This window comes from Pedobacter sp. GW460-11-11-14-TSB4 (assembly GCF_059423705.1).
Genome location: NZ_JBWKYI010000069.1, coordinates 1 through 1388 on the forward strand (window position 1 = coordinate 1; position 1388 = coordinate 1388).

The following is a 1388-nucleotide window of genomic DNA, read 5'->3' on the forward strand; positions in this document are numbered from 1 at the left end:
TGTGGAGTCCTAAAAAAGGTTGACCAAATCTTAACAAAATGGTCAATAATAATTTAAAAAAATTGCAACGTTCACCCCGGAGTTACAGTGAAAGTTTCAAGCGATTAGTGGTAGAGGAGTACGAGAACGGTCATTTGAATAAAGACCAGTTGCAACGTAAATACGATATCCGCGGAAATCAGTGTATTCAGAATTGGTTACGAAAATATAGTAAATTAGCCTATCCAAGATATAAAAGCATTGGCAGGCCTATGAAGGACAACGATCAACAGCGACTCAAAGAGCTTGAGTTCGAGTTAAAGCAAGAGAACAAGGCATTGGAAAAGAAGTTAAGGGAAGCAGAACATCAGCTTTCCATGTACAAGAAATTTGTTGAGATCGCGGAGCGGGAACTGAACATCGAGATCCGAAAAAAGTCTGGCGCCAAGCAGTTCAAGAAATAGCACTTTTATCCAGTAAGAACACTATTACTAAGTTGTGCAAGCTGTTTGGCTACACGAAACAGGCTTTCTATAAGGCAAGATCCAATAGCTCAAAAAAGACTGTTGCAGAGCAGGAGATCAAAGAGATGGTCCTGAACATTCGACATAAGCTACCGCGGACCGGGGTCCGTAAGCTGCATGTGATGTTACGGGAAAGCATGTCCCGCAAGAACATGTGGGTTGGACGCGACAAACTTTTTGGGATATTAAGATCACAGCATCTGCTGGTCCAACGGAAACGCAAGTATACCAGAACAACTGATTCGAAGCACTGGATGAGGAAATACCCCAACCTAACTAAGGACCTGGAACTAACCATGCCTGAACAGCTATGGGTTTCAGATATAACATACCTACAAACGGTTGCAGGAAATGAATATCTGCATCTGGTTACCGACGCAGGCTCGAAGCTAATAATGGGGTATGAAGTCTGTGGCGATATGAAGGCTGTGTCTACGAAAAAGGCATTGGAGATGGCCATAAGCAAGAGGGAGTATGAGCATCAGCTCATCCACCATTCTGACAGGGGACTACAGTATTGCAGCTATGATTATATCAGGCTTTTATCGCATAACAACATCACAATCAGTATGACTGAAAATGGTGATCCATATGAAAATGCAGTCGCAGAAAGAGTCAATGGGATTTTAAAGGACGAATTTGGATTGGATGCAGTCTTTAAGGGGAAAGCCCAATTATATAAACAAGTGCACCAGGCGATTGAATTATATAACCAGATGAGATTACACTCTTCAGTAAATATGTTAACGCCGAGGCAAGCGCACTCAAAACCTAAGATATTTGTAAAACGGTGGAAGAAAAAAGAACCATCAAAATAGATTTTAATGGTTCTTTTATTTTTATAATTTAGTAAAATAAATAGTCAACTTTTTCAAGGACTAGACA

Annotated in this window: 1 protein-coding gene; it reads left to right on the forward strand. The window is 40.7% G+C overall.

What is annotated here, in order from left to right:
- The first annotated feature begins 38 nt into the window (after positions 1-38).
- Positions 39-1321, forward strand: a protein-coding gene (locus tag AC07YT_RS25050; protein ID WP_145954180.1) for an IS3 family transposase whose coding sequence is annotated in 2 segments (ribosomal slippage) — positions 39-408 and positions 408-1321 — 1284 coding nt in all. Because the reading frame shifts where the segments join, the coding sequence is not laid out codon by codon here.
- The last annotated feature ends 67 nt before the right edge of the window (positions 1322-1388 follow it).